General features: G+C 61.0%; 29 protein-coding genes and 2 pseudogenes. 15 read left to right on the forward strand and 16 right to left on the reverse strand.

The window, feature by feature from the left end:
- Window positions 1–19: 19 nt before the first annotated feature.
- Window positions 20–520, reverse strand: coding sequence for a CinA family protein (locus IPP03_16000; protein MBL0354075.1), 501 nt, complete (start codon window positions 518–520; stop codon window positions 20–22).
- 281 nt (window positions 521–801) lie between these two features.
- On the opposite strand from IPP03_16000, the gene IPP03_16005 reads away from it, so the two are divergent.
- The 3 genes from IPP03_16005 to IPP03_16015 are packed head-to-tail and all read left to right on the forward strand — an operon-like array spanning window position 802 to window position 2266.
- On the forward strand, window positions 802–1062 hold the full coding sequence (locus IPP03_16005; protein ID MBL0354076.1) for a GlsB/YeaQ/YmgE family stress response membrane protein: 261 nt from the start codon (window positions 802–804) through the stop codon (window positions 1060–1062).
- 17 nt (window positions 1063–1079) lie between these two features.
- Complete coding sequence (locus IPP03_16010) at window positions 1080–1586, forward strand: hypothetical protein (GenBank protein MBL0354077.1); 507 nt, start codon at window positions 1080–1082, stop codon at window positions 1584–1586.
- Window positions 1587–1591: 5 nt separating this feature from the next.
- Window positions 1592–2266 (forward strand): SIMPL domain-containing protein, encoded by a 675-nt coding sequence (locus IPP03_16015; GenBank protein ID MBL0354078.1) that lies wholly within the window; start codon window positions 1592–1594, stop codon window positions 2264–2266.
- 3 nt (window positions 2267–2269) lie between these two features.
- On the opposite strand, the pseudogene IPP03_16020 reads toward IPP03_16015, so the two are convergent.
- The 9 genes and pseudogenes from IPP03_16020 to IPP03_16060 form a co-directional block, all read right to left on the reverse strand.
- Window positions 2270–2620, reverse strand: a pseudogene (locus IPP03_16020) (hypothetical protein).
- The gene (locus IPP03_16025; GenBank protein MBL0354079.1) at window positions 2595–3125 is read right to left on the reverse strand and encodes a hypothetical protein; all 531 of its coding nucleotides are present in this window, start codon (window positions 3123–3125) and stop codon (window positions 2595–2597) included. Before IPP03_16025 ends, IPP03_16020 begins: the two are co-directional and overlap by 26 nt.
- Before the next feature lie 227 nt (window positions 3126–3352).
- On the reverse strand, window positions 3353–3508 hold the full coding sequence (locus IPP03_16030) for a hypothetical protein (GenBank protein ID MBL0354080.1): 156 nt from the start codon (window positions 3506–3508) through the stop codon (window positions 3353–3355).
- Between the two features lie 4 nt (window positions 3509–3512).
- Window positions 3513–4085 (reverse strand): annotated as a pseudogene (locus tag IPP03_16035) (substrate-binding domain-containing protein).
- A 399-nt stretch (window positions 4086–4484) separates the two neighbouring features.
- Window positions 4485–5144, reverse strand: a complete 660-nt coding sequence (locus IPP03_16040; GenBank protein ID MBL0354081.1) for a DUF47 family protein — start codon at window positions 5142–5144, stop codon at window positions 4485–4487.
- A 21-nt stretch (window positions 5145–5165) separates the two neighbouring features.
- On the reverse strand, window positions 5166–6179 hold the full coding sequence (locus tag IPP03_16045) for an inorganic phosphate transporter (protein ID MBL0354082.1): 1014 nt from the start codon (window positions 6177–6179) through the stop codon (window positions 5166–5168).
- 11 nt (window positions 6180–6190) lie between these two features.
- Window positions 6191–6829 carry a DUF47 family protein gene (locus IPP03_16050; protein ID MBL0354083.1) on the reverse strand — a complete coding sequence of 213 codons (639 nt, stop codon included), beginning with the start codon at window positions 6827–6829 and terminating at the stop codon, window positions 6191–6193.
- A gap of 587 nt (window positions 6830–7416) precedes the next feature.
- Entirely contained in the window at window positions 7417–8082 is a 666-nt protein-coding gene (locus IPP03_16055; protein MBL0354084.1) for a DUF47 family protein, read from the reverse strand.
- 2 nt (window positions 8083–8084) lie between these two features.
- Window positions 8085–9125: an inorganic phosphate transporter gene (locus IPP03_16060; GenBank protein ID MBL0354085.1), complete on the reverse strand. Its 1041-nt coding sequence runs from the start codon at window positions 9123–9125 to the stop codon at window positions 8085–8087.
- Window positions 9126–9536: 411 nt separating this feature from the next.
- Between IPP03_16060 and IPP03_16065 the strand changes: the two genes are divergently transcribed.
- Complete coding sequence (locus IPP03_16065) at window positions 9537–9947, forward strand: DUF937 domain-containing protein (GenBank protein ID MBL0354086.1); 411 nt, start codon at window positions 9537–9539, stop codon at window positions 9945–9947.
- Between the two features lie 22 nt (window positions 9948–9969).
- On the opposite strand, the gene IPP03_16070 is transcribed toward IPP03_16065, so the two are convergent.
- From IPP03_16070 to IPP03_16090, 5 genes are read right to left on the reverse strand one after another with little or no spacing between them, the layout of a single operon-like run.
- Entirely contained in the window at window positions 9970–11184 is a 1215-nt protein-coding gene (locus tag IPP03_16070) for an oxygen-independent coproporphyrinogen III oxidase-like protein (protein ID MBL0354087.1), read from the reverse strand.
- A 5-nt stretch (window positions 11185–11189) separates the two neighbouring features.
- Complete coding sequence (gene rdgB / locus IPP03_16075) at window positions 11190–11777, reverse strand: RdgB/HAM1 family non-canonical purine NTP pyrophosphatase (GenBank protein MBL0354088.1); 588 nt, start codon at window positions 11775–11777, stop codon at window positions 11190–11192.
- A complete protein-coding gene (gene rph, locus IPP03_16080; protein MBL0354089.1) occupies window positions 11774–12490 on the reverse strand; it encodes a ribonuclease PH in 717 nt (238 codons plus the stop codon). The genes rdgB and rph overlap by 4 nt, the downstream gene beginning before the upstream one ends.
- A 2-nt stretch (window positions 12491–12492) precedes the next feature.
- Window positions 12493–13419, reverse strand: coding sequence for a serine/threonine-protein phosphatase (locus tag IPP03_16085; protein ID MBL0354090.1), 927 nt, complete (start codon window positions 13417–13419; stop codon window positions 12493–12495).
- Window positions 13416–14363, reverse strand: a complete 948-nt coding sequence (locus IPP03_16090) for a serine/threonine protein kinase (GenBank protein MBL0354091.1) — start codon at window positions 14361–14363, stop codon at window positions 13416–13418. Before IPP03_16090 ends, IPP03_16085 begins: the two co-directional genes overlap by 4 nt.
- A 78-nt stretch (window positions 14364–14441) precedes the next feature.
- Between IPP03_16090 and IPP03_16095 the strand changes: the two genes are divergently transcribed.
- The 3 genes from IPP03_16095 (at window position 14442) to IPP03_16105 (ending at window position 17192) form a co-directional block, all read left to right on the forward strand.
- Window positions 14442–15308, forward strand: a complete 867-nt coding sequence (locus tag IPP03_16095) for a YicC family protein (protein MBL0354092.1) — start codon at window positions 14442–14444, stop codon at window positions 15306–15308.
- Between the two features lie 176 nt (window positions 15309–15484).
- A complete protein-coding gene (locus IPP03_16100; protein MBL0354093.1) occupies window positions 15485–16762 on the forward strand; it encodes a tyrosine-type recombinase/integrase in 1278 nt (425 codons plus the stop codon).
- 94 nt (window positions 16763–16856) lie between these two features.
- Window positions 16857–17192: a hypothetical protein gene (locus IPP03_16105; GenBank protein MBL0354094.1), complete on the forward strand. Its 336-nt coding sequence runs from the start codon at window positions 16857–16859 to the stop codon at window positions 17190–17192.
- A 1-nt stretch (window position 17193) separates the two neighbouring features.
- Here the strand turns inward: IPP03_16105 and IPP03_16110 are convergent, their stop codons facing one another.
- The gene (locus IPP03_16110; protein MBL0354095.1) at window positions 17194–18162 is read right to left on the reverse strand and encodes an IS5 family transposase; all 969 of its coding nucleotides are present in this window, start codon (window positions 18160–18162) and stop codon (window positions 17194–17196) included.
- Window positions 18163–18205: 43 nt separating this feature from the next.
- Here IPP03_16110 and IPP03_16115 point away from each other — a divergent pair, with 43 nt between their 5' ends.
- From IPP03_16115 to IPP03_16150, 8 genes are all read left to right on the forward strand, one after another.
- Window positions 18206–18988 (forward strand): hypothetical protein, encoded by a 783-nt coding sequence (locus IPP03_16115; GenBank protein MBL0354096.1) that lies wholly within the window; start codon window positions 18206–18208, stop codon window positions 18986–18988.
- A 124-nt stretch (window positions 18989–19112) separates the two neighbouring features.
- Window positions 19113–19340 carry an AlpA family phage regulatory protein gene (locus tag IPP03_16120; protein ID MBL0354097.1) on the forward strand — a complete coding sequence of 76 codons (228 nt, stop codon included), beginning with the start codon at window positions 19113–19115 and terminating at the stop codon, window positions 19338–19340.
- 77 nt (window positions 19341–19417) lie between these two features.
- Window positions 19418–19690, forward strand: a complete 273-nt coding sequence (locus IPP03_16125) for a helix-turn-helix domain-containing protein (GenBank protein ID MBL0354098.1) — start codon at window positions 19418–19420, stop codon at window positions 19688–19690.
- On the forward strand, window positions 19680–20861 hold the full coding sequence (locus IPP03_16130) for a toprim domain-containing protein (protein ID MBL0354099.1): 1182 nt from the start codon (window positions 19680–19682) through the stop codon (window positions 20859–20861). The genes IPP03_16125 and IPP03_16130 overlap by 11 nt, the downstream gene beginning before the upstream one ends.
- Window positions 20779–22035 (forward strand): MarR family transcriptional regulator, encoded by a 1257-nt coding sequence (locus IPP03_16135; GenBank protein ID MBL0354100.1) that lies wholly within the window; start codon window positions 20779–20781, stop codon window positions 22033–22035. Before IPP03_16130 ends, IPP03_16135 begins: the two co-directional genes overlap by 83 nt.
- Window positions 22032–22310: a hypothetical protein gene (locus tag IPP03_16140; GenBank protein ID MBL0354101.1), complete on the forward strand. Its 279-nt coding sequence runs from the start codon at window positions 22032–22034 to the stop codon at window positions 22308–22310. The genes IPP03_16135 and IPP03_16140 overlap by 4 nt, the downstream gene beginning before the upstream one ends.
- A gap of 35 nt (window positions 22311–22345) precedes the next feature.
- Window positions 22346–24061, forward strand: a complete 1716-nt coding sequence (locus IPP03_16145) for a DUF927 domain-containing protein (GenBank protein MBL0354102.1) — start codon at window positions 22346–22348, stop codon at window positions 24059–24061.
- Window positions 24051–24701, forward strand: a complete 651-nt coding sequence (locus tag IPP03_16150) for a hypothetical protein (GenBank protein ID MBL0354103.1) — start codon at window positions 24051–24053, stop codon at window positions 24699–24701. The genes IPP03_16145 and IPP03_16150 overlap by 11 nt, the downstream gene beginning before the upstream one ends.

Consider the following 24701-nt stretch of genomic DNA (forward strand, 5'->3'; position numbering starts at 1 on the left):
CGTCGACCGCAACGGTGCCTCAGGCCATCAGAGTCGCTGCCATCGCCCGCTTGAGCGCGCCGCTCAGCGCCAGACGCACCGCCTGCTGGCGAACCTCGGCGCGGGTGCCGGCGAACTGGCAGGTCAGGGCCTCGCAGCCGCCGTCACGTCGCGCCCAGGCAAGGCAGACCATGCCCGCCGGCTTGGCGGGCGTGCCGCCGGTCGGGCCGGCGATGCCGGTAATAGCCACAGCCCACGTAGCCCGACTATGCTTCAGGGCACCCTGCGCCATTGCCCGCGCCGTCGCCTCGGAAACTGCGCCGTGACGTTCAAGCGTCGTCGCCGTCACTCCCAGCATTTCGACCTTGGCATCATTCGAGTAGGTCACGAAGCCGCGATCGAACCAGGCGGAACTTCCGGCAACGGCGGTCACCGCCTGCGCTACCCAGCCGCCGGTGCAGGATTCGGCGGTCGCCAGCCATTCCCCGCGGTTCAGCAACTCGCGGCCGAGACGTTCGGCAAGCATTTCGAGTTCAGACATAGTGCACAATTCTATACCCGTCCGCATCTTGATGCTCAAGCAACGTGACAATGTCTGTGACTTTCCCGACCGCCGCTGGCTGAACCTGTGCCTGCGGACCGTCCATCTGTCCGGAATCGTCCTGCCCGGCGTCGCTCTGCTCGGTGCTGGCGAAGTGACAGTCGCTGCCTGGCCACCCAGATTTTTAGCTGCTCCACCAACTCGCGGGGCGCAAACAGGGTTAGCATGAAACCTCTGCCCGGCACCCGGGTCAAACTCACTTTTTTAAGGAGAAACAGATCATGGGCATCTTGTGGACCATCGTTCTCGGTTTCGTCATCGGCGTCGTGGCCAAGTTGCTGCATCCGGGCAAGGAAAACATGGGCTTCATCGTCACCGTGCTGCTCGGCATCGGCGGCTCTTTCCTCGCCGGCGTGATCGGCCAGTACTTCGGCTGGTATCAGGCGGGTGAAGGCGCCGGATTCATCGCCTCGGTCGTCGTCGCCATCGTGCTGCTCGTCATCTACGGCAAGGTACGCGGCGGTCAATCCGGCGGGTCCTGAGCAGGGTGCAGCGCAACATGAACGCTGCCACCGCCGATGCCGCTTGGGCCGACGCACGCGCGAGCAATCCGACCGAGTCGCTGCGCCAGGAGTGCCGCACCATGGCCCGCCGCCGCGCGGCGCTGGCGGCGGCAACGTCGCTGATCCCCATTCCCGGCATCGACCTGGCAACCGACCTCGCCCTGATGGCACGGTTGATCAATCGCATCAACGAACATTTCGGCCTTAGCGATGAACAGATCGGCCGGCTCTCGAAGCAGCGTCAGGCGCTGGTCTATCGCCTGCTCGCCGGGGCCGGCGGCACGCTCGCCGCCCGGCTGACGACACCGGTGCTGATTGGCCGCATCGTGCGCGTGGTCGGCCTGCGCCTGACGACAATGCAGGCGCTGCGTCTGGTGCCGATTACCGGCCAACTGGTCGCTGCCGGCATCGGCTACTGGTCGGTCAATACCGTGGCGATGCGCCATATCGCGCATTGCGAGCGCATCGTCGACGAACTGCAAGGCCACACCAAGGAACACTGAATACCATGCGCAAAGCCTGCCTCGCACTACTGACCGGTGCGCTGCTATGCACGACAGCCGGCGCCGCCACCACCGTCGACCTGACGGCCGAAGCGAGTCGCCCGGCAGCCAACGACATGGTACGCGCCACCGTGTTCGCCGAGGCGAGTGGTAACAACCCGGCCGAACTGGCGCGCCGCGTCAATCAGGAGATTGCCGAAGGACTGAAGGTCATCAAGGCCAAGCCCGGCATAACGGTCAAGAGCGGCCGCCAGAGCACTTTCCCGGTCTATGGCCAGAACCAGAAGATCGACAGCTGGCGCATTCACTCCGAGTTGATTCTCGAATCGCGCGACGTGGCAGCAGTTTCCGAACTGCTCGGCCAGTTGCAGCAGATGCGGCTGGCGGTCAGCGGCGTCAACCAGTTACCGACACCGGAAACACGCCGCAAGGTGGAAGACGAAGCGACGCGCGATGCCATCGCTGCTTTTCGCCAGCGTGCCGCAGTGGTCGCCGAGGTTCTCGGCAAGCCATACGTGATTCGCCACCTCAGCGTCCAGCAAAGCGGCCAGTTGCCGCCGATGCCGATGTTGCGCGCCAGGCGCGCGATGGCCGACGAGGCAGCGGCACCGATTCCGCTGGAGGCCGGTGAAAGCCTGGTGACGACGACAGTCAGCGGCCAGATCGAAGTGGCCGACTGAGCCCTACAATCCTTCGAACAACTGCACCTGTACGCTGCCGCCGGCCTGCACGCCGGCGCAATCTTCCGGCAGCACGATGAAACAGTTGGCTTCCGACATCGAGCGCAGCACGCCCGACCCCTGATTGCCGATAGTTTTTACCTGCTATTCGCCGTCGACCGCAACAACCCGCCCGCGCAGGTATTCGCGGCGCCCGGGCTGCTTCCTGATCGCGTTGGCTGCCGCAACGGTCAGCAGCGGGCGCACCGGCCCGGACAAGCTGAGCAGCGCGTCGAGCACAAACTGCGTGCAGCTCAGCGGCCGCGAATTCCTCCCGGTCCGTAGTGCGCTAGGGCGCATCCTCGCCGTCGACATCGTCGCACCGCACGATGTGCCGGCGCATGACAACTCGGCGATGGACGGCTACGCGGTCCCCTTCGACAGCCTTTCCGCCGAAGGTGAGACCAGGCTGAGCGTGGTCGGCACGGCTTTCGTCGGCAGAGCTTTCTCGGGTCTGGTCGGCAAGGGGCAGGCGGTGCGCATCATGACCGGCGCCGTACTGCCGGCTGGCGTCGATAGCGTCGTCATGCAGGAGGTCACGCGGGTCGAAGCGGATGCCGTATGCGTTCCCGCCGGCCAGCGCCAGGGTCAGAACATCCGCCGCGCCGGTGAGGATCTGGCGCGCGGCGCCGTCGGCCTGGCGGCCGGCAAACGCATTGGCCCGGCCGAACTCGGGTTGATCGCTTGGCTCGGCATGGCCGAAGTCGAGATCAAGCGGCGCCTGCGCGTCGCCTTCTTCTCGGCCGGCGACGAACTGGCCGCGATCGGCAAGCCATTGGCGCCAGGCGAGCTCTACGACAGCAACCGCTACACGCTGCACGGGCTGCTGACCCGGCTCGGCGCAGAAATTATCGACATGGGCGTCGTTCCGGACCAGCCGGAGCGGCTCGAAGCAACCCTGGCCGAGGCGGCGCAGGTCGCCGATGCGATCACAACCACCGGCGGGGTCGCGGTCGGCGAGGCCGATTTTGTCCGCGAGATTCTCGAAAAACTGGGCGAGGTCAGGTTCTGGAAGCTGAACATCAAGCCCGGACGGCCGATGGCCTTCTACAAGGTTGGCAAGGCCTGGCTGTTCGGGCTGCCCGGCAACCCGGTGGCGGTGATGGTCGGCACGACCTCTGCCAGCATGCGATCGCGAGCCTCGGCGGCCAACAGGGAGCGGCTTTCCGGAGCGCGCGAAGCGCGGGGGGAAATATCGGTCATGGCATCACCTCTTGGCATTGGGCAAGAAATCTTGCTGGCCGTCGGCGCGAAAGCTGGCAATCGCTTCCTGGCCGGCCGGCGAGGTCGGCCACCCGGCGAAACGCTCGGCGGCCGCCATGTTCAGCGTTGGCCCCATCCCGCTGCTGGTCTCCTTGTAACCGGGCAGACCCTTCGGATCAATGCCGGCTTTCTTCCACAGGCGCAGTTCCGCTGCATAAGTGCCGCTCTTGTCGCCGCGCTAAACGAACGACTGGCCGCTGGCGGCGATTGCCTTCAGCGCGTTGCCGGCGTTACGGATCTTCGCCGGATCGTCCTTTGGGACGATGAAGGCCAAGTTGTTGTACATCACATCCTGGCGGTAGCTGCCGTAGTCGTCGGCGACGAACTTGTCTTCGGCGGCGCGATCATGGGCGAACAGGACGTCGGCATCGCCGCGGCGGCCAATGTCGAGTCCCTGGCCGGTGTCGACGGCGACGACCAGGGTTTCCTCGGGTGAGTCATGCCGGCCAGCAGAGCGAGGAGCAGAATCAGCGATCGTGCAATGCGCCAATGCAGTTCTCCTTGCAAAACGGCCCACGCCGCCGGCGAGAACAGCAGGCCGTAGGCGCCGATCGGGCCGCTGCGCGAAAGCACGAGATTGATGAGTACGTCGACCACCGACGGCAGCCCTATCAGGGCATTGAGCGCCACGACCAGAGCACCGCGCTCGTGAAAGTCGGCCACCGCCAGCCAGGCGCCGGTGGTCGAAGTCCCCCAGCAGGCTGAGCGCTTCGAGCAGGGTTTCGGTCATGGGCTTGCCGCTGGCCGCACCAGGCGGACGGCCGGCGCATTGCGCGCATACCACCGGAGGCCAGAGCCCGGCGGCCGTGGACCAAGATGTGGAGTTGCGGGAGAAGCGATGCCTGGAGGAATGATCCGCGATGGCACGCGGACGGCAGGAAAGGCGGGGGCCAGCGCTGGCCCCCGCCATCCTCGATCAGGCAGTTTCGAGCAGTATTTCCTCGATACCTTGGGCTGTGCGCTTGCAGGCATTCAGCACGTCGTACTGCGCGAAATAGAAGCGGTTCATCTTCAACGCGTGCACCGTAGCGTCGTCGTCGCCTTCGTTCGCGAATAGCCGGGTCACCGCCGCAGTCATCGCCTGTCCGGCCTTGGCCCCGGCGTCGGCGATTTCATGGCAGAGTTTGGCGATGTCTTCCGGCTTTTCCTTGCCTTCGCTCAAGGCAATTACCGCCTTGTTCAGGCGCACGCAGGCATCGGCCGCCAGTGCCGCCATGGCGCGGCCTTCGCTCGTCGATTCCTCGATGCGGTAAATGCTTATGGCATTAGCAACGGTCTGCAGCTTGCTGAGCACCCTCTCCAGATTGAGAATCAGCGTGTGCAGCAGATCGCGACTGATCGGGGTGACGAAGGCTTCGTAGAGGACCTGAATGAAATCGTCCTTGATGCGGTCAGCGCTGGTCGCGTTGGCATTCACCTCGTCGATCAGGGGGGTGGCTTGGTCGGCCCCAGCGGCGGGATTGCCGAGACTGCTGACCAGCCGCGATGTGGCGTTTGCTCCGGCCACGACACGATCGGTATGAGCCGTCAAAAATGCGAAGAATTCACCGCGCTTCGGTAGAAAGTTACTTGACATGATCACCGTTCCTTATATTTATCAGAGGAAGCCCTTGCCCAGGTACCAGAAGAGCGCGGCAAGGAGGCCGGACGCCGGGATCGTGAGTGCCCACGCCACCATAAGGTTGGCGGTGATCGCCCAGCGCACCGCCTTGACATCCGAAGCCGCGCCGACGCCGATGATCGAGCCGGTGATGGTGTGGGTGGTGGATACCGGGATACCGCCGAAGGTCGCGAGACCGAGGGTAATTGCGCCGCCCATCGAGGCGCACGAGCCGCTCACCGAATTGAGCTTGGTGATCTTGGAACCCATGGTCTTGATGATACGCCAGCCGCCGAGATAGGTGCCCCAGGCGATGGCGCCGTAGCACGAATAGACGACCCACATCGGCAGGCTGTCGACATCCGTCGTCGCGACACCGGCGGTGATCAGCAGCAGCCAGATGATGCCGATCGTCTTCTGCGCATCATTGCCGCCATGGGCCAGACTGTACAGTCCCGCCGCCAGCAACTGCCCGCTGCGGAACCACTTGCTCGCCTCGTGCGGTGTATGCTTGCGGAAAATCCAGGCCATTACAACCATCAACAGACCACCGATGATGAAGCCGACGAGCGGCGATATGATGATGAACGCCAGGATCTTGCCGAAACCGTCCCAGATGATCGGCGCACCCGAGCCGGCCTTTGCCACCGTGGCACCGACCAGGCCGCCGACCAGCGCATGCGAGGACGAAGAGGGAATGCCGTAGTACCAGGTGATGATGTTCCAGGCGAGCGCCCCCATCATGGCACCGAAAATGACATAGTAATCAACGAAGCTCGGGTCAACTGTCCCCTTGCCGATGGTCGCCGCGACCTTGAGATGAAAAACGAAAAGTGCGGCAAAGTTCAAGGCTGCGGCGAACAGCACCGCCTGCTTGGGAGTCAGGGCGCCGGTGGCGACGACCGTCGCGATGGAATTGGCGCCGTCATGAAACCCGTTCATGAAGTCGAAGGCCAAAGCCACAGCGATGATCATCCCCAGCGTCCAGATGCTCATGTTCAGAGTTTCCATTTGCGCGCCCCTCAGGAATTTTCGATCAGGATTTCTTCGATGGTCTTGGCCGCCTCTTCGCAAGAGTCCAGAACCACTTCCTGCAGGGCGTAGAACCTGCTCATCTTGACTGCGTTCCACGCCGTGCCGCTGCCGTCGAACAGGCTGGTGATGGCCTTGCGGTGCACACGGTCAGCCTTCGATTCGATTTCATCGATTTCCTTGCAGAAGCCGATGACTTCCGGACGGCGGCTCTTTTCTCCGAGGCCGGCCACGGCCCGGTTCAGGCGCATGCAGGCGTCGGCCCCGAGCGAGGCCAGTTCGCGCGCCTCGCCGGTGGATTCCTTGATGTTGTACATTGCCACCGCCCTGGCGACGTCCTCGAGAGCATTGAGCACGACGTCCAGTTCATTGACCAGCGCATGAATCTGATCGCGGTTGATCGGCGTGGTGAACGAACGGTGCAGCAAGGTGATCACTTCGGCCTTGATCTTGTCGCCGGCCTGCTCGAGCAGGCTGACTTCGGCGACCAGCGTCGGAACATCCTCGGCGTTGTTGCCGAGACCATTCAACAGGCGCAAGGTCGCGTTGGCGCCAGCGACGACACGATCGGAAAGCGCGGCAAGGAGCACATAGAATTCCTTGCGTTGAGGCATGAGACTGCTGAGCATGACAATTTCCCCTTGAGTAAGAAACAGGACTAGAAGAGTGGTTACTCTACTTCCTAAGCATTAGGCACGCAAGGAATTCAAAAATAAATTTCATTTTTGTAAAATTGTCAACAACTATTTGATAGCCCGCGTCATAAAATATGTCTTCAGCAATGCTTATGGTTTATATTTGTTGGGGTTCATCCACTTGTCACGTTTTGGAGTGATGGCGTTCGCCTTGGATCCACAAGGAAGGCACCTGCGATCTGCGCGCCCGAGCGTCGTTTGTGGGTATTTTCGATGGTTTCGGCATACTCAGCCCGGCCAGAGGACTCCGGGTACGCTGCGCCCGGGCGCCGCTCGCAGAACCCGTAAGTGGTCGGAACCCGGCGGAGAGGAATGCGCCTGCGGGCGCATCGACGGTCACCGGCGCATCCCGAGGCCGGTAGGCGTCGCCGCGATTCACGGTGGCGTTTATTTCCTGGCCGTCGCTGGCCGGCGGTCGTGAACCCGGCTTCAGCGAGCGGGTAAAAAAATGGGGAAGACCGTAAGGTCTTCCCCGATGGGAGTTGCCGGTGCGCCGAAGTTGGCCCGGCGCGGTCGGGAGGTCAGGTCAGCTTGACGACGATATCGAGCAGCGTGCTGTTACAGACGTTCATGCGCAAGGCCGCATGTGACAACTGGGTATAGATTTCCTTGCGCCGGAAGATGTTGTGGAAGTCGTTGTCTGAAAACAACTCGGCGAGGGCGCGCCGGTACGATTTCGTGAACTTCTTGACGGCCTTTTCAGCCCTGTCGGCGTCGGCACGGCCGGCTTTTGGTTCGGTCCCGAGGCGCCCGTAACCCAAGGCAATCGCCTCGGCGCCTTCCTTCAGGTAAGCTGCCATCTCGATGCAGTGCTTGTCGGCCTTGACGCTGAGGAGATCGGCGTCCATATCGACGACGGTCGTCATGCAACTGTTGATGATCTCGTCGAGATTGATGATGGCGCGGTGCAGGTCCTCGCGGTCGATCGGAGTCGAGAAGGCTTCGTTGAGCAGCGTCAGGTTGTTGACCTTGATCCGGTCCCCCTCCTGCTCGGACGCGATAATCCTTTTGGCGACCTCCGGGCTGCTCGAGCCCATGTACTCGACCAGCAGGCCGGCGGTGACCGCGACAACGGCGCTCTGTTCGGCGAGCAGGACGAAGAAATTCGGAACCTTGGGGAATACGCGCTCGACAACCCGCTTGCCGAGAGATTTCTTGGTGCTGCCTTTGCTTGCTTCGGCGTTCATTTTTAAACCTTTCCGATGAAGAGATTGATCAATGCGAATGTAATGATTGCAACCAGGGCAGACCCGGGAATCGTGATCACCCAGGTGATGCCAATATCCTTGGCTTTCTTCCAGCGCACCGACTTCGGACGCTCGGCGGCGCCGATGCCCATGATCGACGTGGCGACGACGTGGGTGGTCGACACCGGCGCGCCGAAAATCGACGCGGACATGATGATCAGCGCCGACGTCAGTTGCGAACTGAGGGCGTGGACCGGGCGGACGCGGTAGATCGAGAAGCCAAGGGTGCGGACGATGCGCCAGCCGCCTGAGAGAATGCCGAGGGTGATCGCGGTGGCGCAAGCCAGCATGACCCAGAAGGGAACCTCGAACTTGTCGATGAAACCGCCGAGCAGCAGGGCCAGGGTCAGCATGCCCATGCTCTTCTGCGCATCATTGGCGCCGTGCGAGAAGGCGAGGGCTGCGGAAGTGACGTACTGGGCATAACGCAGGCCCTTGTTGGCTGAGGGCGTCGCCGCCGTCAGCGCGAACTTGAACAGGCGAAGCATGACGAAGCCGACCCAGAACCCGAGCAGGGGCGACAGGATCAGCGAGGCAATAACCTTCACGATGCCGGTCAGCTTGCCGTGCATCAACTCCGAGAAACCCCAGACCACATGGTCCAAGCCGACGGAGACGACGACGGCACCAATCAGGCCGCCGACCAGCGCATGCGAAGACGATGACGGAATACCGAAATACCAGGTGCCGAGATTCCAGACGATGGCCCCCACCAGACCGCTCATCAGGATCCCCAGCGACAGAATCGTCTGGACGTCACTCAGGGTGACGAACTTGCCGATGGTGTTGGCGACCGCCGTCCCGCCGAGCAGCGGGCCGAGAAACTCGAAGGTGCCAACGATGATCACCGCCTGCGCCGGCGTCATCGCGCGCGACGCGATGATCGTCGCGACGATGTTGGCGGCATCGTGAAAGCCGTTGGTATAGTCAAAGAAAAGGACGATCACAATCGTCACAATCGTCAGAATCAGTAACGCACTCATAACCTGCCCCTGTTGTTGTCATTCATTAACTTGCCGCAACTCATTCGTCATTCGAAAAAAGCTGCAACCAGCATGCATCGGGAAAGGCTCCGAACCTCACCGCCCCGCGTGTTTTTGCGGTTTGGAGAGCCCCTCGCCCCCAATTAACAGTATGTGCACCTCGACGCCACCGGTCAACTATAAAACCATAGATAACACACTGAATGTCAGCAGAAAAGCCACAGCGGACCGACGCTGCCCGACCACGCCGCCAGGAACCCGTCCCGCCAGGGGGTAGATCGGAGCTACACAATCGCTTGAAACGGAGACCCGCGTTCGCCGCGCCGTCCCGGTGGTCGAGCAATCCGGCGCGCCATTCGTGCGCGGCTTCGGTTACGATGGCTATCCCATTATCCAGTAGAGAATAAAGTCATGAGCCTTCTCGATCAGGTTGTCGGCGCGCTCGCCGGCGGCAACTCCAGCGGCGGCGGCAGCTTGCTGCAGACCGTGCTGCAACTCGTCAACAACCCGCAGACCGGCGGCCTGGAAGGCATCATCCGGTCGTTCCAGCAGGGCGGGCTCGGCGATATCGTCAATTCGTGGGTGGCGAATGGCCAGAATCTGCCGGTTTCGGGAGAGCAGATCGAGAGCGTGCTGGGCGGCTCCGTGCTGCACGATCTCGCCGCGCAACTCGGCGTCAGCCCGCAGCAGGCTTCCGGCAGCCTGGCCGGCGTTCTGCCGCAACTGATCGACCAGATGACGCCGAATGGCGAGGTGCCCCAGGGTGGCGATCTGCTGAGCCAGGGGCTGGGCCTGCTGAAGAAGGGCGGGTTGTTCGGCTAGGGCGTAGCCGGGGGAAGCTGTTTCAGCTCGCCCGGTCCTCATCGAGAAAACGTCCGAGAAGCACGTTGAGAAAACGCCGCCCGCGCGGCGTTGGGGCGATGCGCTCGCGGCCGATGTCGACCAGGCCGTCAGCGGCGGCGGCCCGCAGTTGCGGCAGGATGCGGCTGAACGGCTGCGCCGTCCGTGCTTCGAAGAGCGCGGGCTGAAAGCCGGCGGTGAGGCGCAGCGCATTCATCAGGAACTCGACCGGAAGCTGGCTGACGGCAACCTCGTGCGTTTCCTGCACCGGCAAGCCGCTACGCACGTTCTCAAGGTAGGCGGCCGGGTGCTTCCAGCGTATCTGGCGCAGTACGCGGTCGTGCAACGTCAGCTTGGAATGGGCGCCGGCGCCGATCCCGAGATAGTCGCCGAAATGCCAGTAGTTGAGATTGTGTCTACATTGCCGGCCAGGCAGGGCGAAGGCCGAGGTTTCATAATTGACGTAGCCGGCGCGATCCAGCCGGGTTTCGATGGCCTCCTGCATGTCGGCGCACAGATCGTCTTCCGGCAATGCCGGCGGGAAGGCGGCGAAGCGGGTGTTGGGCTCCAGGGTTAACTGGTAGCACGACAGGTGTGCCGGCGAAAAGGCCAGCGCGATATCGAGGTCAGTGAGTGCTTGCTCGTGCTTTTGGCCCGGCAGGCCGTACATCAGGTCGAGGTTGAACGAGGCGAAATGGTCGCCCGCGAGTCGCGCGGCGCGCTTGGCTTCGGCGGCGTCGTGGATGCGGCCGAGCGCCTTGAGGTGCTCGTCATTGAAGCTCTGGATGCCGAGCGAGAGGCGGTTGACACCAGCGGCGCGAAAGCCGGCGAACTTCTCCGCCTCGACCGTTCCCGGGTTCGCTTCCAGCGTGACCTCCGCTTCCGGCGACAGCATGGCCAGCGCCCGGAAGGCGGCAAGCAGTTCGTCGATGGCGGCGGGCGACAGCAGGCTGGGGGTGCCACCACCGAAGAAGACGCTGACCACAGGCCGTCCCCAGATCAGCGGCAGGGCGGATTGCAGGTCGGCGATCAGCGCGTCGACATATTGCCGTTCGGGAATCGCGCCATCGGCCTCGTGCGAGTTGAAGTCGCAGTACGGACACTTGCGCACGCACCACGGGACGTGCACGTAGAGCGCGAGCGGCGGCGAAACGCGGAATTCGAGGGCTGTTGCGGTCGACGCCGGTTTTTGGGCAAAAATGGGGATGCTGCGGGCCAAGGCAATTACAGCGTCGGCAGGCGGTCGATGAGCTTCTGCATGGCCTGGCCGCGATGCGACAGGCGGTTCTTGGTGGCGGCGTCGAGTTCGGCGGCGGAACGGTCGAACTCCCGCACATAGAACAGCGGGTCATAGCCGAAGCCGCTCGCGCCGCGCGGCGCGGGCAGGATCTCGCCATGCCATTCGCCCTCGGCAATCAGTGGCTGGGGGTCGTCGTCATGGCGAACGAGAACGATGACCGAGACGAAGTGAGCAGCGCGATTGCCGTGCCCGTCGAGATCGGCAAGCAGCCTTTCGTTATTGCGCGCATCCGATTTCGGCTCGCCAGCGTAGCGGGCTGAATGGACGCCGGGCGCCCCGCCGAGCGCGGCGACGCAGAGTCCTGAATCGTCGGCCAGCGCCGGCAGGCCGGACAGTTTCGCGGCGTGACGGGCCTTGGCCAGCGCATTTTCGACGAAGGTGCAGTGCGGCTCCTCGGCTTCCGGAATGCCGAGCTGGCCCTGGGCGATGATTTCGAAACCGAGCGGCGCCAGCAGGGCGTTCAACTCGTTCATCTTCTTGGCATTGTTGGAGGCGAGGACGATCTTCTTCATGTGGCGAGTGCTCTCTGCTGGGCGGTGACAAGTTGCCGGATGCCGGCTTCGGCGAGGTCGGTCAGGGTGTTCATCTGCGACCGGGTGAACGGCGTGCCTTCGGCGGTGCCCTGAACTTCGACAATGCCACCGGCGCCGGTCATGACGACATTCATGTCGGTATCGCAGGCGGAGTCTTCCGGATAGTCGAGATCAAGCACCGGACTGCCCTTGTAGATGCCGACCGAGACGGCGGCAACGTGGTCACGTACCGGGTTGGCCGCCAGCTTGCCGGCACCGACCAGCTTCTCGCAGGCCTCGTAAAGGGCGACCCAGGCACCGGTGATCGAGGCGCAGCGCGTGCCGCCATCGGCCTGCAGGACATCGCAATCGAGCGTGATCTGGCGTTCGCCGAGTGCTTTCAGGTCGGTCACCGCACGCAGGCTGCGGCCGATCAGGCGCTGGATTTCCTGGGTGCGGCCGCTTTGCTTGCCCCTGGCCGCTTCGCGCGCGGTGCGCGTATGCGTCGCGCGCGGCAGCATGCCGTATTCGGCAGTGACCCAGCCCTGGCCCTTGCCGCGCAGGAAGGGCGGCACGTTTTCCTCGACGCTGGCGGTGCACAAGACGCGGGTGTCGCCCATTTCGACCAGCACCGAACCTTCAGCGTGGCGAGTGAAGTTGCGGGTCAGACGGATGGGACGGATCTGGTCGGGTAGTCGTTCGCTGGGGCGCATGCTCATTGTCCTGGTTTCCTCGGGTTGAACTTCTCGATAGTGGAACGAATCTCCTCGATCGCCTTCTCGATTTCGTCTTCGCTGAGATCGGTCTTGTGTGCAGGATCGCGGCCGAATTCCTCCATGTGCGTGGCAACCTCGTTGTATTTCATGGTCCGGGTCGAGATGCTGCTGCTTGGCTCCTCGACATAGGCGTCTTCCCAGCGCACGACCACCACCGAAAGGTTGTCGGCGTGCGTGCCGCCCTTGACCTCGGCCCGGGTCAGCAGCATCGGCATGGCATGCACCAGATTGGCGCCCTTGAGGGCGACGGCCATCTCCTCGCCGCTGACCTCGCCCCACAACCCATCGCTGCAGAGCAGCAGAATGTCCCCGTGATTGAGCGGAGTCTTGCGCGAGAATTCGATTTCCGGCAACGTGGGGCTGCCCAGGCAGCTGTATATTTTGTTGCGTTCGGGGTGGAGCGCCGCTTGCGTTTCGGATAGCACGCCTTCCTCGATCAGCAAGCGGACCCGCGAATGATCCCGCGTCCGGGCGATCACCTTGCCGCCGCGCATCTGGAACAGCCGCGAGTCGCCGGCGTGCACCCAGCAGGCCACGTTGTCCTGGATGACGCAGGCGACGCAGGTGGTGCGCGGCGTGTCACGCAGACGATGGCGCGCCGTATAGTCGAGAATGGCATGATGGGCGTTGGTCAGGCCCTTCTGCAGGAAGCGGAACGGGTCATCAAGGGACGGCCGTGCCTCACGCTGGAAGCTGTCGGCCATGGTCTGCACGGCGATCTGGGAGGCGATCTCGCCATAGTGATGACCTCCCATCCCGTCGGCCACCACCATCAGGAGCGCTTCGCGCGAGTAGCAGTAGGTGGTCCGGTCCTCGTTGTTGGCGCGCCCTCCCTGGCGGCTGTCCTGGTAGATCGTGAATCTCATCGGTCATCTTTCTTGTAATTGCCGACAAAGCGGTTGAGCCAGTTGCGCGTTTCGTCGGGAACGGGTGGCGCCTCCGTATCGATCAGCGCCCTCTGCAGCGCGAAGACGCTCTGCGGGCGGTAGAAATGGTTGAGGTTGAGGCACCAGTCGATGATTTCCAGCAAGCGGTCAGAATATTGGCCCTCCCAGAGCATCATGGCAGGCGCCAGGGTGTCGCTCTTGTAACGCTCGTTGGCGGCCTGCGGGGAACTGCCGGCGATGCACGCGTACATCGATGCGCCAACGCTGTAGATGTCGCTCCACGGACCGAGATCCTTGCGCGACCCGTAATGTTCCGGCGACGCGAAACCGGGGGTGTACATCGGTTTGAGCATCGGCTCATCGGATGCCAGCGTCTGCCTGGCGGCGCCGAAGTCGATCAGCACCGGCGTGTTGTCAGCGCGCAGATAGATGTTAGACGGCTTGAGGTCGAGATGCAGCAGCTTGTGCGAATGCACCTCGCGCAAGCCGTTGAGCAGTCGGGTGAACACTCCACGAATGAAACGCTCGGTGACCTCGCCACGGTGCGTCTGGATGTATTCCTGCAGCGTGCGGCCACGTTCGTATTCCATGACCATGTATACCGTGTCGTTGCCGCGGAAGAAGTTGAGCACGCGAATGACATTGGGGTGGGAAAGGCGGGCCAAGGCGCGACCTTCCTCGAAAAAACACTTCATCCCATAGCGAAACGCGCCCTGATGCTCGGGCGTGATCAGCGGCTTGATTTCCCCCTGATCACGCAAGGCGAGGCTGTTGGGAAGATATTCCTTGATCGCGACGCGATTGTCATCCGTATCCGTCGCCAGATAGACGATCGAAAAACCGCCGAGCGAAAGTTGGCGGGTAATCGTGTATTCCTCGATCTGGAAGCCATCGGGTAACGCGTGGTTGGCTTGTTGCGCCATCGATCTCGCGGTTATGATGCGGAGTGCAGGCATTGTCGGGCGTGTTGTCCGGCCTGTAAAGCTGGAGGCCCACGAACAATGATTTGCAGCATGACTGGTTACGCAGTGAAGACCCGTGATATCGAGCGGGGAACGCTGCAGTTCGAGCTCAAGAGCGTCAATTCGCGCTATCTCGATTTTCACTTTCGCATCGCCGAAGATCTTCGCGCCCTAGAAATGCCGTTGCGCGAACTGCTTGCCGCACGCATCGCCCGCGGCAAGGTCGAATGTCGGCTTTCCCTGAATGCGGCAGCAGCCAACGCCAACCAGTTGGAGATCAACACCGACCTTCTCGCCGCGCTGCGCGTTCTCAACGACCGGGTCGGCCGGGTGTTGCCGGAGGCGATGCCACTGTCGGTCAACGACGTGCTGCGCTGGCCGGGAATCTTCGGCGACCAGTCCATCGACCACGCTGAGCTCGGGCCGCGGGTCCTGGAACTGGCGCGCGAGGCGCTCGACGAGTTTTCCGCCAGCCGCGGCCGTGAAGGTGAAAAACTGGCTGAAATGATCGTCGACCGCGTCACTGCCATGCGCGACATCGTTCACCGGGTGGCGCCGCGAATTCCCGAAGCGCAGGCGCTGTATACCGACAAGTTGCGCCAGCGGCTGGTCGAAGCGCTGGGTGGCGCCAACGACGAGCGCGTACTGCAGGAAATCGCCGTGTTCGCTACGCGCATCGATGTGGCCGAGGAATTGAGCCGGCTGACCACGCACCTGGATGAAGTCGAGCGGGTACTCAGACAGGGGGGCGCCTGCGGCAAACGCCTCGATTTTCTGATGCAGGAGCTTAACCGCGAGGCCAACACGCTCGGCTCTAAATCGGCGATCACCGAAGTCTCGCAGGCATCGATGAACCTCAAGCTTCTGATCGAGCAGATGCGCGAGCAAATCCAAAATTTGGAGTGACATTTCAGACCGTTGCAGAACATTGCAAGATGCCCATAGAAGCCGCTAACCATGCGGCTTTTTCTTTTCATAGTGTTGCATGCCGTATCAGGAAAGCGCATTATCTGTGTGCACCCCTATGTGAACCCAGAGGTGCACAAGTATTGATTTTAGGGGTGCACATTGCGGAGGTTGTCATGGGCAAGCTGTCAGATATTCAGATTCGTGCATGGATCAAGAGCGGGGAACGCTTTGAGCAGCGCGGGGACGGCGATGGTCTTTACCTTTGCTACCGGGAGAGCTACGCAACGCCTGTCTGGAAATTTCGCTATCGTTTCGCCGGGAAGCAAAGAATCATGAATCTGGGCAGCTATGCCGTGCTGTCGCTGGCTGATGCCCGTAAGACCGCCAAAGACCTTTCCGCGAAAGTTGCGCTAGGCCATGACGTTGCAGGCGAGAAGCAGGAACGCAAGCGTGTGGCTGTCGCCAAGATCGAGGCCGAGAAAAACGCCGTGACCGTGGCGCAACTGGCGGACGAGTATTTCGAGCGGAGGATTCTCGGGCGCTGGAAGCATCCGAACATTGTCCGGTCAAGGATCGAGAACGACATCAAGCCGAACATGGGCAAGATGAAAGCCGAGGACGTAAAGCCTCGCGACGTCGACAACATGCTGCAAACCATCGTCAAGCGCGGTGCCCCGACAATGGCTAACGACGTGCTGCGCTGGACAAAGCGGATATTTGACTTCGCAATCAAGCGCCATGTGATCCAGTACAACCCGGCCAGCGCCTTTGATATTGCTGACGCTGGCGGCAAGGAAGAAACCCGCGACCGCTGGCTGACCCGCGAGGAAATCATCAAGCTGTTTCAGGCCATGAAGGACAAGGCGGGCACCTTAACTATCGAAAATCACTACGCCGTTCGCCTGTTGCTGTTGCTGGCTGTTCGAAAAGAAGAGCTGGTTTCCGCCCCTTGGTCGGAGTTTGATCTTGATGGCGGCGTCTGGCACCTGCCGGAAGAGCGCACCAAGACCAGCGCGGCGATTGATATTCCCCTGCCACCGTTGGCTGTTGAAACACTGCGAGAGTTGCACCGCCTGGCCTGTGGTAGTGCCTACGTTTTTCCGGCGCGGAAGATGCAGCACCGGATGATTCCGCACATTGATCTGAATACGCTGAATGCGGCGCTATCGAAGCACATCAAGCCGAAGCTGGCCGATATTCCGAACTTCACCATTCACGACTTCCGGCGCACGGCACGCACGCACTTGGCGGCATTGGGCGTTGATCCATACGTTGCGGAGCGTTGCCTTAACCACAAGCTGAAAGGCGTGGAAGGCACCTACAACCGGCACGATTACTTTGACGAACGGAAGGCGGCGCTGAATGAATGGGCCAAGCTGTTGAAAGCCTTGGAAGCAGGGAAACCCGATTACAACGTCGTGCCGTTGAAGAAGGGCAAGACCGTCGCCTGACCGAGTTTGCCGCGCCTACTCCGACGGGAGGAACACCGGGCACCCTTACCCGGCTGGTGCGGCTTCTGAATTAAGGGAGCGTGAAAGGGACACTGTGAGCTATTTTGGACAACTTCAGCGATTTGACCCCAAGTTGGGGGAAATCCCAAATGGGCCTGTGCCTGGAATGCCGTCAATTGCATTTCGATCCCGGCAACTGCTTAATTCACGCACATCAGAGCAAATTCATTCTGTAGCCAAGGCTATTGATTTTGCCATCTATGAACACTTCAACGAGCTAGAAGAAAATGAAATTCAGCGGCTTCGTAGCGACTTGGAGGCCATATTAAGCATCCCTCGCCGCGGCGTTGGTGCACTATTAGGCATCGCTTATATAACAATGGCTTGCTTTCGCGATTTTCAGTATGAATTCCCCCTATCCCCATCCTGATTCATGCCGCAGGCGCAATTTGCCCAGCGCGGACGGATTTCGGCATGCCGAGGTAGGTGAACTGGTTGATGATTGCCACTCGAACATGGCTCTCGGCAACCTGCCGGTCAAACTCGCGGGAGAAGAGTCGACCGCCCAATTGCTTGAGCCGATACATCATGTTTTCGGCAATGCTGCGTCGGTGGTAGCCGGAGGCTTCCTTCCATCCCGCTCGCCCTTGGGTTTCGATCTCGGCCAGGAGGGCATCGCGCGGATGGTCATTCCCCCAAAGCACAGCACCCTCGCGAGGCGGAATCGTTACCCTGGCTTCCCGCTGACGAATGGCGGCGTGCGTCCCTTCGGTATCGTAGGCGCCATCCGCCGAGACTTGACCGACGTCACCGTCGACTTGTGCCAACAGATCAGGGAAGACTTCGCTGTCGTGCCAGTCCGCCGTCGTCACTTCAATCCCGATGATGTCCTTGGCCGTCTCATCGACGGCCAGGTGAATCTTGCGCCAAGTGCGGCGTTTGCCGACACCGTGTTGGCGAACCTTCCATTCGCCTTCCCCGAATATCTTCAGCCCGGTCGAGTCGACCACGACATGCGTGGCGCCAACTCTCGGACGCCGGGGAATCTTGACTTCCAGCGTCGCCGCCCGGCGCGACATGTGGGTGTGGTCCGGCACCGGCAGGTCCAGCGCACACAGGCGCATCAGCGATTTGAGCAGACCTTCGGTCGCCCGATAGGGCAGACGGAACAGGGTCTTGAGCGTCAGGCAGGTTTGAATCGCGACCTCCGAGTACGTGCCCGGTTTGCCTCGACCCACCGGACGCGGCGGCTTCCAGGTCTTGGCCACGCTGTCCTCGTCAAACCAGATCGTCAGGTTGCCGCGATTGACCAGCGCACGGTCGTATTCCGCCCAGTTCTTCACCCGGTAGCGGTATTTCACCTTCGCCGGGCTGTCGTCTATCCTGGTCTTTGCTGCCATCTGAAGTCCTCTTTCGCTTCAAAACCCCACCACAGGGCAGTGCATGACATTATATTGCGCCAACGCCCCTCGCCGCTACAAGCGAGAACCGCAAGATTTGGATTCGAAATATTCTCTAGCGATGGAAATGCGGGAAAAGTTTTTTGAGTGGGACGGTGGAACAGAGGCAAACGGGCGCTGGCTTTTTAAGGATGGAATGGAAGGCGAGTTGGATATTCCGTCTTTAGAGAATACAAGCGAAATTGATGCGTTGAAGGATTTGGCTGACTGGTGGGATGACATTGGTAAAGAAGGCTTTTCCGAAAATAAGCCGTATGAATTATTTGCGACACTTTCTCTATGGATGTTGGCTGAGGCACTCGAATGGATTGGCACAAAATATCCGATTGTCGCAACCTTCCGAGATGGCACGACCATCACCTCGTTTATTGAGCATATCAACGGTGATTCTGCATGGAGATTGTCTGCGGCGATCGAATGCACGCTGAAAGCGATGGAGGCGGTTTGCTTCGCCGAACACCTACAACAATTAGAAAAAATGGAAGCAATCCAAACTCAGAATGAAATGAGCAAGCAAAAGTTAGAACGGGAAAAAAGATCAGATCGTGGTCGAGAGTTGAATATAGCCAGACACCAAAAACGCAACGAAGCTCAAGCCAAAGTGATAGAAGAGTGGGAGAAGTCGCCTTCGCAATTTCCTAGCGCGGAAAAAGCAGGCAGGCATTATTCAGATTGGCTACTTAAACAAGAGTTTGAGTTTGAGCCTAGAACGGTAACTGGGTGGATACGCGAGCATGCAAAAAGGGTGGGTGTAAAGTTTAGATAATCAGCCTCCGTTCGGAGACTGTGCGTAGTCGGTCGGTAAATGCACGCCCTCCGCCCGTCGTGTATTTCGCGGGTTTTTGACGATCAATATTGTTCGGCCATGACACTTCAGAAAGGATCAAGTCATGGCACACCATACCGACCCGAGCGCAATCCCTGACGCGCTTACCAACTACGATTCATTTCCCGATTCCGCGCATGTTCGCCTGCCAGTAGTGCAGGCACTTGTCGGCTGTTCGTCGGCAACCGTCTGGCGCATGGTCAAGCGTGGCACCCTGCCTGCACCCCGCAAGCTGTCGGAGCGCGTTACCGCCTGGAACGTGGGCGACCTTCGCAAAGCCCTGGCGGCGTAGGGGCGACCGTGACCGACAAGAAAAAGCCGCACACGGCTTCAAAAACTACATTCGATAGCTGCAATCATACCGCGCCAATGGTGACCGGCCAATGCGCCGATGTGCTGAATTTGATTCGCCAGAATCAACCTGTCCTCTCGTTCGTCCTGACGGCTGACCATGCCATTCCCGAAGCGGCGGCGCGGGTGCATAACCTGCGGGCGATGGGCTTCAACATTCGGACGACGATCCTGGCAGACGTAGAATTTCGTGGCGTGATCCGCCATAACGCCGCCCTGTATTCCTTGGGTTCGCCGGAATGGCCGAAGCCGGGCTTCTTCGACGGCGAAGGGAGCGGTGATGCAGATTAACCCTGTCGGGCAATTCCGCGATGCGATCCAAGCGGCGGGCTTGACTCCACCGGATGACATAGAGGCCGATGGCAAGCTGCGCCGGTTTTCCAGTAACGGGAAGCGGGGCGACGATTCAGGATGGTATTCGCTGCACGGCGACGGCATTCCTGCCGGTTCGTTTGGCTGCTGGCGGGCTGGTATCTCTGACACCTGGCGGGCCGACATTGGGCGCAGCCTGACCAGCGACGAGGAAGCGGCGCACCGGCAACGAATCGAAGCCATGCGGCGCGAACGTGAAGCCGAGGAAGCAAGGCGCAAGGTCGAAGCTAAAGCCAAAGCGGCGGCGATCTGGCAAAAGGCCGAACCCGCCCCCGGCGATCATCTTTACCTGATCCGCAAAGGCATCAAGGCTAACGGCGCAAGGCTGCACAATGCGGCGCTGGTTATCCCAATGCGGGCCGATGGCGATCTGCACAGCCTGCAATTCATCCAACCCGATGGCGACAAGCGTTTCCTGACTGGCGGACGGGTAAAGGGCTGCTATTTCAGTATCGGCAACCCCAAGGGCGCGGCGGCGCTGTGCATTGCCGAAGGCTACGCAACCGGCGCGACGATCCACGAGGCGACCGGCTACCCGGTGGCTGTTGCTTTCAACGCGGGCAACCTGCTGGCCGTAGCGCAAGCCATGCGGGGCAAATTTCCCGAATTGCCGCTGATCCTGTGCGCTGACGACGACACCCGCACCGATGGCAATCCCGGCATGACCAAAGCAACCGAGGCGGCGCGATCCGTGGGCGGGCTACTGGCTGTTCCTGACTTTGGCATTGATCGGCCTGCCGGTGCGACCGACTTCAACGACATGGCGGCGCTGGTCGGGATTGAATCGGTACGGTTGGCGATTGCTGGCCTGATCCAGTCCGAAAGCACAGCAACGACGGAAATCGACGTATCAGCCGTTTCAGACGTGCAACCCTGTAACGACAAGGCTTTCGACTGCAACGGCAGCGAATTGGCAGACGTATCAGCCGTTTCAAAACCGGTGGAAAGCCCGTTTCCTAAGCCGGACGAGCCGGAACCAAACAGGTATTACGATAGAAGCCTGACGAATGACCGAGGAGGCGATCATGTTGGCGATGGCTCTGGCGGAACGATACGCGACGAACATGCATGGCGTGCTTTCGTGCTTTGACCGGATCATTATCACCGGCACGCTGCCTGGTGCGTGCTACGCGGCAGGAATGACGAGTTATTTGTACACGCACGGAATTCGGGTATTCGACTACCCGCGATTTGCCGAGCCGCTGCGAGATCGCATTCGTGAGCGTGCGCAGGAGGTGTGTCTGGCGGCGGGTATTGAAATCGAGCACGTCAGCAAAAGCCATATTCGCAAGGAAGAGTTGGTCGCGCGAGTGCTCGCCGGTCGCGGCGACGCACCGGGTTTGGTGCATGTGCTCTCGGCCATGGAAGCCTGTCCGAGCTACAAACCGTGGCATGACAAAGGCAGTGGCAAGACTTACCTGCGCCCCGATCAAGGCAAGTGCCTGCACTACTACTTCTATTTCATCGACGAGGAACTGGGGTTGTGCTACCTGCGTGTGCCGACGTGGGCACCGTTCGGGTTGCAGTTCTACTGTAATGGTCACAGCGCTCTGGCAAGAACTCTGACGCGAGAAAGGATCGACTTCCTCCAGCAGGACAACGCCTTCCTGCGTGTCGCCGACATCGCGCAGGCGCAGGCGCTGGCGGATGCGTTCAGTCCCGACGTACTTCACCCGCGACTGGATCGCTATGCGCAGTGGTTGTGCCCAGTGCTTGACGTCTTTGGATCCTCGTATCACTGGAGCTTGCGCCAAGTCGAATACTCCACCGACCTGATGTTTCGCAGTGAGCAGATATTGGTTCCACTGTATGACGCCATTTCGCGCCAAGCGGTCTTGGCCGCCAACGCAGAACGCGTCTCCAGCTTTCTGGGCAAGAAGGTCACGCCACAACTGGCCCAGGAGATCGGTTCCCGGTTGTCCACCCGTATCGAGGGGCGCTGCATCAAGCACACCATGGGCGCCGCTGGCGTCAAGGTGTATGACAAATTCTCCCGCGTACTGCGGGTCGAAACGACCGTCAATGACGTGAGTTTCTTCAAACACCACCGCAAGGTGGAACACAAGGACAGGCACGCCACCCGAGAATTGGCGCCCCTGAAGAAGACAATCTATAGCCTGATCGACCTGCGCGACATCCTGCTCGGCTGCAACCAACGTTACCTGGCGTTCCTCTCCAGCCTCGATGACCCCAGTGCCGGCGAGCGTGACTTGGAGCGATTGAGCATGCCACGGTTGGGGGCGGCTCCCGGTGTCAAAGGGTGAACTTCTTTGATCCTGCCGAGAAAGCCTTGCTGCAAACCATGCAACGCGGCGAGTTCAACATTCACGGTTGGCGTCGTGCCGATCTTCTCAGCTATCTGAAGCTCACTCCGTCCGCCATGTCGCGCCAACTTGCCCGACCGCGTACGCTCGGCTTGATCAAGAAAGTCACTCATACCTATCGCTACTACCTCACTCGATTGGGACGTTCAGTCGTCGCTGCGGCCTGCTCATTGACCCGCTTCAACATAGTGCCAACCATGGCTTGCGCATCCTGAATTCTTCTCATGATTTGTGATGATTGAACTGGTTAGTGACTAAAGACAACGAGCGCCCGGCCTTTCGTCTTTTCGAGGACTGGCTAGAGCATGGCGGGGCAAAGTTTCGGCCTGGCGTCTGGTTCTTTGGCTCTGATCGGAATGGCGACCCGTTTCAATCATGGATTTGCTCGCCGTTGAAAGTCGAGGCCGTGACCTTTGACGGCGGCGACAACAATTTCGGGCGGCTGCTGCGCTTCAAAAACACCTTAGGCCGCTGGCGGGAATGGGCCATGCCAATGGATTTGCTCAGAGGGGCAGGCGACGACATGCGCGGCGAACTGTTGGGCATGGGCGTGGAAATTGACCCTTCACCGAAGGCGCGGAACCTGCTGGCATCCTACCTGCAAGCCAAGCCCCCGAAACGCCTGATGCGCTGCGCCCTGCAAGTCGGATGGTGCGACGGTTCTTTCGTTCTGCCGGATGCGGTGATCGGGCCGAAGGCTTCGGGCGTGATTTTCCAGAGCGGCGAACGCGGACACGACGAACACACGACGGGCGGCACGCTGGCCGGGTGGAAGTCCGATATAGCGGCGTTGGCCGTGGGCAATCCGCTGTTGCTGCTGGCGTTGTCGGCATCGTTCGCCGGGCCGATGCTGGCGCGATGCAATGCCGAAGGGGGCGGCGTGCATTTTGTCGGCGATTCTTCCACCGGAAAGACGACCTTGTTAGAGGCGGGCTGTTCCATCTGGGGCGGACCGAGCTACCGGCGAAGCTGGCGGGCGACGGCCAACGGCATGGAAGGCGCGGCGGCGCTGTTCAATGATTGCCTGCTGGCCCTGGATGAAATCAGCGAATGCGATCCGCGAGAGGTGGGCGCGATTGTCTATAGCCTGGGCAATGGGCGCGGCAAGCAAAGGGCCGGGCGATCCGGCAGCGCCCGAGCGGTTTCCCGGTGGCGCTGTTTCATTCTGTCGAGTGGCGAACGCAGCATTGCCACAACGATGCTCGAAGGCGGGCACCGGGCCAAGGCCGGGCAAGCTGTGCGGTTGCTGGATATTCCTGCGGCGCGAACCTATGGCGCATGGGATGCGCTGCACGACTTGCCGAGCGGTACGGCTTTCTCCGATGCGATCAAGCGGGCATCCGTGACGCATCACGGACACGCCGGGCGGGCCTTTCTTGAAAAGCTGACCCGCGACAATCGGGACTTTTGCGCCCTGCTGGAAAGGATCAAGGCATTGCCGACCCTATCCGGGGAAGGCGGCGAAGGGCAGGACAAACGCGCAGCGGGCCGGTTCGCCCTGTTGGCCCTGGCCGGTGAAGTGGCGACCGAATACGGCATAACAGGTTGGCCGGAAGGCGATGCGATCAAGGCGGCGGCGGAAGGCTTCAGGGTATGGCGTGCCATGCGCGGCAAGGGCAACGACGAGCGGCGACAGATTCTCGAAAAGGTTTCCGGCTTTATTGATCGGCATGGCGACGGGCGTTTCTCCGATGCGGACGCAACCGGCGAAGCAACGATCCGCGACCGGGCCGGATGGTGGAAAGACACCAACGGAAGCCGCGATTATCTGTTCACGGCAGATGGGATGCGCGAAGCCTTGAAGGGCTTCGACTTCAAGCGGGCATTGGATGTTTTGCAGGAAGCCGGAGCACTGGCCGCACCTAGCGCCAATGGCGAACGGGCGAAGTTCCACCGGATAGCCGGACGCGCTTTGAAACTCTACCCGGTGCAGGCTGACCGACTTGGGGGCGATCATGGCGCTTGATGATCTGCTATCGAAGATGGAAGGCCGGGTAGCTGAAACGTCTGAAACGGCTTGCAACGGTAGTGCCGTTGCAGAGAAACCCTTGCCAATAGGGGCTTGCACGGCTGAAACGTCTGCAACGGCACAAAATATCAATGCGGATGATTGGGCGCAGTTTTTTGGCTGGCTGTTCCATTTCACCGACCGCGACGACTTGCCGGTGACGTTCGCGCCTGCGGTTGATCATGCCAAGGCGCTTTCCTTCTATCCAGACGCAGTAGCCGCCGAACCGATACCGGAGCGCATCCAGCGAAAACCGACACCGAACGAAGCGGCAGAGCTTCGGGCGCTGGTTGCAGCGATCTACGCGAACGACACGGAGGCCGACCCAGCCGAGGCATTGGCGGCGGCGCTGGCTGATCCGTATGGCGCTTTGCTCTGCTACCGAAGCATTGCCAAGGATCGGGGCATCACGATCAACACCAAACCCGAGCCGGTGCATTCCTGCCGGGCCTGTCAGCACTTTGCCCGGCCCGGTAAATCAGACGGCTACTGCGGCGAACGTGACGACCTACCCCGCGCCTATGGCATCAATCACCCGCTTCGCAAGCTGCCCGAGGACGGCGGCGCATCCTGCAATCAATGGAGGACAGAACAATGA

Origin of the sequence: Candidatus Dechloromonas phosphoritropha (assembly GCA_016722705.1) — a bacterium.
Lineage (GTDB): Bacteria > Pseudomonadota > Gammaproteobacteria > Burkholderiales > Rhodocyclaceae > Azonexus > Azonexus phosphoritrophus.

Bases quoted from the DNA above. Each gene is read 5' to 3' on its own strand.
- IPP03_16000 (MBL0354075.1), bottom strand. From the start codon at position 520: ATGTCTGAACTCGAAATGCTTGCCGAACGTCTCGGCCGCGAGTTGCTG.
- IPP03_16005 (MBL0354076.1), top strand. From the start codon at position 802: ATGGGCATCTTGTGGACCATCGTTCTCGGTTTCGTCATCGGCGTCGTG.
- IPP03_16010 (MBL0354077.1), top strand. From the start codon at position 1,080: ATGAACGCTGCCACCGCCGATGCCGCTTGGGCCGACGCACGCGCGAGC.
- IPP03_16015 (MBL0354078.1), top strand. From the start codon at position 1,592: ATGCGCAAAGCCTGCCTCGCACTACTGACCGGTGCGCTGCTATGCACG.
- IPP03_16030 (MBL0354080.1), bottom strand. From the start codon at position 3,508: ATGACCGATATTTCCCCCCGCGCTTCGCGCGCTCCGGAAAGCCGCTCC.
- IPP03_16040 (MBL0354081.1), bottom strand. From the start codon at position 5,144: ATGTCAAGTAACTTTCTACCGAAGCGCGGTGAATTCTTCGCATTTTTG.
- IPP03_16045 (MBL0354082.1), bottom strand. From the start codon at position 6,179: ATGGAAACTCTGAACATGAGCATCTGGACGCTGGGGATGATCATCGCT.
- IPP03_16050 (MBL0354083.1), bottom strand. From the start codon at position 6,829: ATGCTCAGCAGTCTCATGCCTCAACGCAAGGAATTCTATGTGCTCCTT.
- IPP03_16055 (MBL0354084.1), bottom strand. From the start codon at position 8,082: ATGAACGCCGAAGCAAGCAAAGGCAGCACCAAGAAATCTCTCGGCAAG.
- IPP03_16060 (MBL0354085.1), bottom strand. From the start codon at position 9,125: ATGAGTGCGTTACTGATTCTGACGATTGTGACGATTGTGATCGTCCTT.
- IPP03_16065 (MBL0354086.1), top strand. From the start codon at position 9,537: ATGAGCCTTCTCGATCAGGTTGTCGGCGCGCTCGCCGGCGGCAACTCC.
- rdgB (MBL0354088.1), bottom strand. From the start codon at position 11,777: ATGAAGAAGATCGTCCTCGCCTCCAACAATGCCAAGAAGATGAACGAG.
- rph (MBL0354089.1), bottom strand. From the start codon at position 12,490: ATGCGCCCCAGCGAACGACTACCCGACCAGATCCGTCCCATCCGTCTG.
- IPP03_16085 (MBL0354090.1), bottom strand. From the start codon at position 13,419: ATGAGATTCACGATCTACCAGGACAGCCGCCAGGGAGGGCGCGCCAAC.
- IPP03_16090 (MBL0354091.1), bottom strand. From the start codon at position 14,363: ATGGCGCAACAAGCCAACCACGCGTTACCCGATGGCTTCCAGATCGAG.
- IPP03_16095 (MBL0354092.1), top strand. From the start codon at position 14,442: ATGATTTGCAGCATGACTGGTTACGCAGTGAAGACCCGTGATATCGAG.
- IPP03_16100 (MBL0354093.1), top strand. From the start codon at position 15,485: ATGGGCAAGCTGTCAGATATTCAGATTCGTGCATGGATCAAGAGCGGG.
- IPP03_16110 (MBL0354095.1), bottom strand. From the start codon at position 18,162: ATGGCAGCAAAGACCAGGATAGACGACAGCCCGGCGAAGGTGAAATAC.
- IPP03_16115 (MBL0354096.1), top strand. From the start codon at position 18,206: ATGACATTATATTGCGCCAACGCCCCTCGCCGCTACAAGCGAGAACCG.
- IPP03_16120 (MBL0354097.1), top strand. From the start codon at position 19,113: ATGGCACACCATACCGACCCGAGCGCAATCCCTGACGCGCTTACCAAC.
- IPP03_16125 (MBL0354098.1), top strand. From the start codon at position 19,418: ATGGTGACCGGCCAATGCGCCGATGTGCTGAATTTGATTCGCCAGAAT.
- IPP03_16130 (MBL0354099.1), top strand. From the start codon at position 19,680: ATGCAGATTAACCCTGTCGGGCAATTCCGCGATGCGATCCAAGCGGCG.
- IPP03_16135 (MBL0354100.1), top strand. From the start codon at position 20,779: ATGACCGAGGAGGCGATCATGTTGGCGATGGCTCTGGCGGAACGATAC.
- IPP03_16150 (MBL0354103.1), top strand. From the start codon at position 24,051: ATGGCGCTTGATGATCTGCTATCGAAGATGGAAGGCCGGGTAGCTGAA.